This is a genomic window from Sphaerisporangium sp. NPDC051017 (genome assembly GCF_040683095.1).
In the GTDB taxonomy this organism is placed as follows: domain Bacteria; phylum Actinomycetota; class Actinomycetes; order Streptosporangiales; family Streptosporangiaceae; genus Sphaerisporangium.
Window position 1 is genome coordinate 47,684 of record NZ_JBFBCI010000058.1, and the last position, 6,902, is coordinate 54,585.

The window sequence follows — 6,902 nt, forward strand, 5'->3', positions numbered from 1 at the left end:
ACGGGGAGCCGGCATCCCTCATCCTTTCTGGTCGCCGAACCAAGCCAAAAGGAAAGGAATCCCTTTCGCCCCCTGAAAGGAACTGAATCTACCTTCCTGTCCAGGTTGGTGAAAGACTGACCGAGTGAAAAATTCAGTTTCCGACAATCAGGCCTTTGAACTCGACGGCATTATGGCTGCTCTCGTAACGCCTTTTACCGGCGACGGCTCCTCAGTGGACAGGGACGCTATCGCCCCGTTTGTCGAGTACGTGATTGCCGGCGGAGTAAAAGGGGTCATCCCCTGCGGGAGCACCGGCGAGTTCACCGCGTTGACGATGGATGAACGTCTGGAGGTCGTCGAGACGGTTGCGGATGTCACGCGGGATCGGGTGGCGCTCATCCCCCACATCGGAGCCCTTCGCACCTGCGACGCCGCAGAACTGATGCGCCACGCCGCGTCCAGGGGCGCAGCCGCCGTGATGGCGGTACCTCCGTTTTATGACCCTCTGACGTGGGCGGAGGTCATCGACTATTACGCGGAGATCTCGGGCGCGGCACCGAACGTGCCGATCATGGCCTACCACTACCCGAGCGCAACGGGTGGCCGGATCACGGTCGAGCAGATCGACGACCTGGTCAAGGCTGTGCCGGCCGTCCGTTACCTGAAGGACTCCAGCGGCGATGCACAACTGGTAGACGAACTCCTTGCTCACACGGCCGGAGGCGGTCTTCGGGTCTTCAACGGGTCCGACTCCCTGACGTTCCAGGGCCTCGCCTGTGGGGCAAAGGGAAGCGTATGGGGTGCCGCCAGCTTCATGCCTCGACTCGCAGTCGAGTTCTTCGAGACCATCCACGACCGAGGCGACCTAGAAGCGGGCCGGCATCTGTGGCAGAAGATCCGTCCCATCTGTCGACTGCTGGAGGAGGCCGGCTACCCGGCTGCCGTCAAAGCCGCCTGCGACTTGGTCGGGCTCCCGCTGGGGCCGACACGCGCACCGCTCCGGCCGATCGCGTCTGAGGCACGCCACGAGCTTCGTCGCCTGCTCGATGAAGCAGGTCTCGTCAACTCGATGAGCGTGATCGCGTGAGTGCGGACAGCACTACGGCGTCTCAGGGCCTGCTCGACGCAGTGATCATCGGCGGCGGAGTCTCCGGCCTAGCGGCCGCGTGGCGACTTCGAAGTCGACGCATCGTGCTGCTCGAATCGCAAGACCGGCTCGGCGGACGACTGTACTCGCAGCGTGCGAGCGACGAAGACTACTGGTTGAACTTCGGGGCTCACCTCTTTCCTGCCCCCGGCGGGGTCGTCGACTCGATGGCCAGGGACGTCGGACTTGAGACACTCCCCATCACGGGCAGCATGATGGGCATCGCGTACAAGGATCGGATTCTGACATCGGGCCGGGTCGAGACGTACCCGCTGCGGCTACCCCTGCCGCTCCGCGAGAAGATCGCCTTCGCGCGAGCGGGTTTGCGCCTCCAGCGTGCCGTAGCCCGCTATCACAAGGTCTTGGCTCCCCGCCCGGGCGAAGCGGAAGCCGAGTCGCGACGGCGTCGCCTTGCCTATCTGGACGACAAAACCTTCGCTGAGTTCCTTGGTGCACTTCCACCTGGGACCGCCTCGATCTTCGCCTGCGCCGCGCATCGAGCGACCGCCGAGCCGACGAGCCTCTCGGCAGGCAGCGGGATCGGTCTGTTCGCGCTCGTCTGGGCCGGGGAAGGGTCGCTGATCGCGAGAAACCTGGTGGGAGGCCCCTCCGTATTGCCCGAGGCGCTGGGCACGGCGTTGGGAGGACGGGTTCGTCTGGGAGCGAAGGCACAGCGGATCGCACCCACATCCGGCGGCACGCAAAACGTTGAGTACCTCGTCAATGGAAGGGTCGAGTCCGTCGAGGCACGCCACGTCATCGTGGCGGTCCCCGCGCCGATCGCGGCGCCGTTGATCGCACCGATCTCTCTGCGGGCATCGGAGTCTCTGGCCGCTATCACGTACGGGCCATTCCTCAGCATGGCGATCCTGACCAACGAGATAACGGCGATGCCTTGGGACGATGTCTACGCGCTCGCGACGCCAGGGCGGTCCTTCGACATGTTCACCAACCACGCTCAGGTCCTTCGCAACACAAGTGAGCGCGCACCTGGCGGAAGCCTCATGGTCTACGCCGGAGGTGACGGAGCTGCGCAGATGATGACGCGGCCCGACCCTGAGATCAGAAAGACCTTTCTGGCCGATCTCCACACTCTCTACCCCGAGACCCGCGGGATCATCGCCGCTACCAAGATCCATCGCTGGAGGCTCGGAAACGTCTACGCTCAGCCGGGTCGCCATGAACTCCAAGGCGCCTTGGAAGGCCCGCACGGAGAATTTCGCAACGTTCATCTTGCCGGCGACTATTTCGCCGAGTTGGGCAGCATGGAAGCGGCGGCGAAGGCCGGGGACAGCGCTGCGCAGCGAGTAGAACTCAGTCTCGCCCAGCGTCATGGCTCCGCGCCGAGGATGGGACTCGAGGACGTCGGAGCAGACGGGGTGGTGGACTAGCGATCTTTGGTCATGAAGTTCTGGACGTTTGTGTCAAGTTTTCACGCAGCCCGCGGTAGACGGGCGTGGGCGGCGTATTCATCGACGTGATGGGAGATGGTCTTCAGGGCGGCTCGGAGGTCGAGTGGGCCCTGCGCCTGATCAGCGGCGGTAAGCGGGATGAGCAGGCGGTAGGTCATCCCCAGGCCTTGTCGGCTTCCTTCTTGCCGGTGAAGGTGCCGGCTGAGCGGTGGACGCCGCGGAGGTCGAGATAGCACACGGTGTACCGGCCCTTGCGCATCTTGACGTACCCATCGGCGGATCCTCCTGGATCGTTTGTCCGTGGTTTGTCCGTGGACAATGCGTCACCACGCATAATCCACCGACAATCTTCGGCACCCCGATCAGTGCTCTGACCTGCAGTTTAGTGCCGTCGAGGTCGACGTGCCAGGAAGCCGTTCGAATACGAAAACGCGCCTCATGACCCAGAGGTCGCAGGTTCAAATCCTGCCCCCGCTACCACGAAAGACCCTGATACCAGAATCCGGTATCAGGGTCTTTGTCATTCCCGGCTCCTCACACCAGGCCGCCGCCCCGGGCGACGAACATCGTCACGTCGATCACCGCCACCGCGACCATCACCCCGAACGCCGCCCGCCGCACGGAACGCCGCGCCCCGATAAGGCCGGCCGCGAGCACCAGCGCCACGGCCCCGAGCCCGGCCACCGAGACGGCGCCGCCACGATCGCCCGGCGCCAGCGCGATCACCACGGAGGCGGCCACCAGGAGGACGGCGGCGCCCAGCCGGGCCGTCACCGGCCCGAGACGGTGCGGAAGCCCCCGCACGCCGAGCGCCACATCGTCGTCGATGTCCGGCAGGACGTTGGCGAAGTGGGCGCCCATGCCGAGCAGCGCCCCCGCCACCAGCGCCCACCACGCCGGCCAGGGCTTGCCGGGAAGACCCAGCGTCACAAAGGCCGGCAACAGCCCGAACGCCACCGCGAAGGGGAGCGGCGACACCGGGCTCGACTTCAGCCGGAGGTTGTAGAGCCATCCACAGGCGACGGCGACGAGGTGGACGACTCCGGCCAGGACGCCCGCGGCCAGCGACAACGGCACGCACAGCGCCAGGGCGGCGAACGCCGCGACCGCCACCGCGCGCGGCGCGACCGAACCCCCGGCGAGCGGCTTGTCCGAGCGCCGCGTGGCCCGGTCCCGAGCACGGTCGATCCAGTCGTTGCTCCAGCCGATCGACAGCTGACCCGTGAGCACGGCTACGACGACCACGAGAGTGCCGCCGACCCCTCGTCCGACCATGGCCGCGAGGGCGCCCCCCACGGACGTGACGACGAGCGTGGGACCCGGGTGACATGCCCTCATCAGCGCCAGCATGTGATCAGACTCGACCCCGCGCCCCCGTCCGCGCAACGATCTCCCCGTGCCAGGCCGCCACGACGCACTCGAACCGATGATCGAAAGGACTGTCGGACCCCTCGGCTATCGTGCGGGTATGCGGATCGCGGTGACGGCGGACGCGGACGGCGGCACGCTGCGACCCATCGGCGGAGACGCCAGACGCGCCGACGATCTCGCGGCGGCCGTGGGCGAGCTGGAGCGCACCCAAGGCCCGCGCTGGGTCTGGCCCGACACCCGCGCCGTCTACCCGGCCCTCCTGGCCCGTGGGGTGCGCCTGTCGCGCTGTCACGACCTCACGCTCACCGAGTCCCTCCTCCTCGCCCACGAGGGCCGCTACGGCGAGCCCACGTCCGCCGAGGCCGCCTACGCCCGGCTGCACGGTCTTCCCGTCCCCGACGACGCCGCCGGCCCGCACGCCGTCCAGGACACGCTGTTCGAGCCGGAACCCCCGCGAATCGACCCCGTGGAGGTCTACACCGACCAGATCCGGCGCATCGGCGCCACGCGCGACCCCGCGCGTTTCCGGCTGCTGGTGGCCGCCGAGTCCGCGGGGGCGCTGATCGCCGCCGAGATGAGCCACGAGGGCATGCCCTGGCGCGAGGACGTCCACGACCGGCTGCTCACCGAACTGCTCGGCCCCCGGCCCATCCACGGCATGCGCCCGGCCAAGCTCCAGGCTCTCGCCGACCAGATCGGCGCCGCCTTCGGGACCACCGTGAACCCCGACTCCCCGCAGCAGATCCTCAAGGCGTTCAAGTCCGCCGGCCTCAGCGTCTCCTCGACCCGCTCCCACGAGCTCAAGCAGGTCGACCACCCCGCGATCGCCCCGCTGCTCGCCTACAAAGAGCTCTCCCGGCTCCACAGCTTCCACGGCTGGGCCTGGGCTCACCAATGGGTGCGCGGCGACCGGTTCCACCCCGAGTACGTCGTCGGCGGTGTCGTGTCGGGGCGCTGGGCCACGAGCGGGGGAGGCGCGTTGCAGATCCCCAAGGTCATGCGCCGCGTGGTCGTCGCCGACGAGGGCTGGAGCCTCGTCGTCGCCGACGCCGCCCAGCTCGAACCACGCGTGCTCGCGGCGATGGCGGGCGACCGCGGTCTCGCCCGCGCGGCCGGGCAGATCGACCTGTACGCCGCGCTCGCCCAGGCGTTCGGCGGCGCCCGCGAGAACGCCAAGATCGCCATGCTGTCGGCGATGTACGGGGGGACGAGCGGCGACGCAGCCAAGCTGCTGGCCATGATGCGCCAGCGCTTCCCGCAGGCGTACGGCTTCGTCGAGGACGCCGCGAAGGCCGGAGAGGACGGCCGGCTGGTGCGCTCCTGGCTCGGGCGCACGTCCCCGCCACCGTCCGCCCGATGGGTCGCCCTCGTCTCCGGGCCCGAGGGGGCGCGCGCCGCCCGCGACCGAGGGCGCTTCACCCGCAACTTCGTCGTGCAGGCGACCGCGGCCGAATGGGCGCTCACGCTGATGGCGCTGCTGCGCGGCCTGCTGCCCGATTCGGCCAGGTTGGTGTTCTTCCAGCACGACGAGGTCATGGTGCACTGCCCGCGGGAACTGGCCGACGAGGTCTCCGCCGCGGTGAGCCGGGCGGCCGAGCGGGCCACCCGGCTCCTCTTCGGCGAGATACCCGTCCGCATCCCTATGCAGGCGGTCGCGGTGTCCTGCTACGCCGACGCGAAGTAGTCCGTAGGAGTCCGAATGAGCGGTTTCCGGAGGCGCGGAGTGGCTCGCGCCCCGGACACGCGTACTGGTGCGAAACCGATCAGGTCGCGGTCCTGATCAGATGAACCGACTTCCTGATCGCCCACCCGATCAGGAAAAGGCTGAAGAAGGCCTGGACCATCCGTAGCCATCCAGAGGTGGCCGTGGCGGCGAAGACCACCACGCCCAGCCACAGGAGGCCGAACCCAGCCACCAGGACGACGGCGGCCCAGTTCAGCCCACGCTTCCACATGCGGGAAGTCTTCCAGGACGACCCTCATGTCACGGCAAAGGCTGGCATCTCGACACGTGAGGTGGCTCTGCCGATTTCGCCGGGGTCGGCTACCGAGGGAGCCGGCGGGCCACGCCGGCGCACCCGCGCATCCGCGCGCTCGTTCTCGGACGGCTCTGCGGCTTCTGCTCCAGATCGGCGAGCAGCGCCTCGGCCGTACGGGCGTCCGAGAGAATACGCGTGACCTCGTCGTCGCCCGTCGGCAGCTGCCCCCGCTTGTCCAGCTCGTGCCGCAGGAACGTCAACGGGTCGATGTCCCCCACCGTGTCGGATGCCATCGTCGCCCGGGCGGCGGTGAGCAATCCCAAGTACCGGGCGCGAAGGGTCGCTTCGCGCAGCCGCGCCTGCTCCAGATCGTCCAGCAAGGTCCGGGCGATCTGGAGGAGATCGTCAGAGTCCCCCTCCTCGGCCGCGATGTGAGCGCGGATGTCGTCGAACTCCGACCGCGTCATGATGACCACCTCCACGGGACGGGCTCCGGACACCGGGGTGATGCCTGCGGAGCCCCGCACCCTCTTCGTAACGGCTGGCGATTGCGGATGACTTGCCGAAGGGTTGCCCCTGCGCGAATCGCCTGCATTTGGGATGGCTGAGAGGCGTCAAAGGTTTACCTGAGACCAAAGTGGCGTCGGGCACTCCGGGGATGCTGCTAGAGTTTTCCCTCGTTGGGCGGTGATCGCGCCCCGAAAGATCAAAAAAATCTTCCGGGCTGCTGGCCTGCCCAGATCCCATCTGGCGTCCGGATCATCCGGGTTGAGGCACTGTGGTTGCCTCCTCCTGAATGATCTGGTAAGTTAGAGGGGTTGCCCTGGAGGCAGGGTGTCATAGTTTAGCAGTTGTGGTGGATTTGGATCGAATCGCTCGATTTGGTCGAAATTCATGGAGCTGATAAAGTATGAATACGAGATGGAAGCCCCGGAGTTCGGATCCCTGGTCGGGTTCGGGTGATGGTGTACGCGTCCGTTTCTTGAGAACTCAACAGTGTGTTAAAAGCCA

The 6,902-nt window shown here is 67.3% G+C and carries 6 protein-coding genes; 3 read left to right on the top strand and 3 right to left on the bottom strand.

The window, feature by feature from the left end:
• Window positions 1-124: 124 nt before the first annotated feature.
• A complete protein-coding gene (locus AB0M95_RS32790; protein ID WP_363773064.1) occupies window positions 125-1,069 on the top strand; it encodes a dihydrodipicolinate synthase family protein in 945 nt (314 codons plus the stop codon).
• On the top strand, window positions 1,066-2,520 hold the full coding sequence (locus AB0M95_RS32795) for an NAD(P)/FAD-dependent oxidoreductase (protein WP_363773067.1): 1,455 nt from the start codon (window positions 1,066-1,068) through the stop codon (window positions 2,518-2,520). Before AB0M95_RS32790 ends, AB0M95_RS32795 begins: the two co-directional genes overlap by 4 nt.
• A 555-nt stretch (window positions 2,521-3,075) precedes the next feature.
• Here the strand turns inward: AB0M95_RS32795 and AB0M95_RS32800 are convergent.
• Entirely contained in the window at window positions 3,076-3,879 is an 804-nt protein-coding gene (locus AB0M95_RS32800; RefSeq protein WP_363773070.1) for a UbiA family prenyltransferase, read from the bottom strand.
• 130 nt (window positions 3,880-4,009) lie between these two features.
• Between AB0M95_RS32800 and AB0M95_RS32805 the strand changes: the two genes are divergently transcribed.
• The gene (locus AB0M95_RS32805; protein ID WP_363773073.1) at window positions 4,010-5,596 is read left to right on the top strand and encodes a bifunctional 3'-5' exonuclease/DNA polymerase; all 1,587 of its coding nucleotides are present in this window, start codon (window positions 4,010-4,012) and stop codon (window positions 5,594-5,596) included.
• A gap of 79 nt (window positions 5,597-5,675) precedes the next feature.
• Here the strand turns inward: AB0M95_RS32805 and AB0M95_RS32810 are convergent, their stop codons facing one another.
• Together AB0M95_RS32810 and AB0M95_RS32815 are read right to left on the bottom strand one after the other, a co-directional pair.
• Window positions 5,676-5,867, bottom strand: coding sequence for a hypothetical protein (locus AB0M95_RS32810; protein ID WP_363773076.1), 192 nt, complete (start codon window positions 5,865-5,867; stop codon window positions 5,676-5,678).
• A gap of 89 nt (window positions 5,868-5,956) precedes the next feature.
• Window positions 5,957-6,358: a hypothetical protein gene (locus AB0M95_RS32815; protein WP_363773079.1), complete on the bottom strand. Its 402-nt coding sequence runs from the start codon at window positions 6,356-6,358 to the stop codon at window positions 5,957-5,959.
• Window positions 6,359-6,902: the final 544 nt, after the last annotated feature.

Excerpts from the sequence above, each read along its gene's own strand:
- AB0M95_RS32800 (WP_363773070.1), bottom strand. The coding sequence starts at position 3,879 with ATGAGGGCATGTCACCCGGGTCCCACGCTCGTCGTCACGTCCGTGGGG.
- AB0M95_RS32805 (WP_363773073.1), top strand. The coding sequence starts at position 4,010 with ATGCGGATCGCGGTGACGGCGGACGCGGACGGCGGCACGCTGCGACCC.
- AB0M95_RS32810 (WP_363773076.1), bottom strand. The coding sequence starts at position 5,867 with ATGTGGAAGCGTGGGCTGAACTGGGCCGCCGTCGTCCTGGTGGCTGGG.
- AB0M95_RS32815 (WP_363773079.1), bottom strand. The coding sequence starts at position 6,358 with ATGACGCGGTCGGAGTTCGACGACATCCGCGCTCACATCGCGGCCGAG.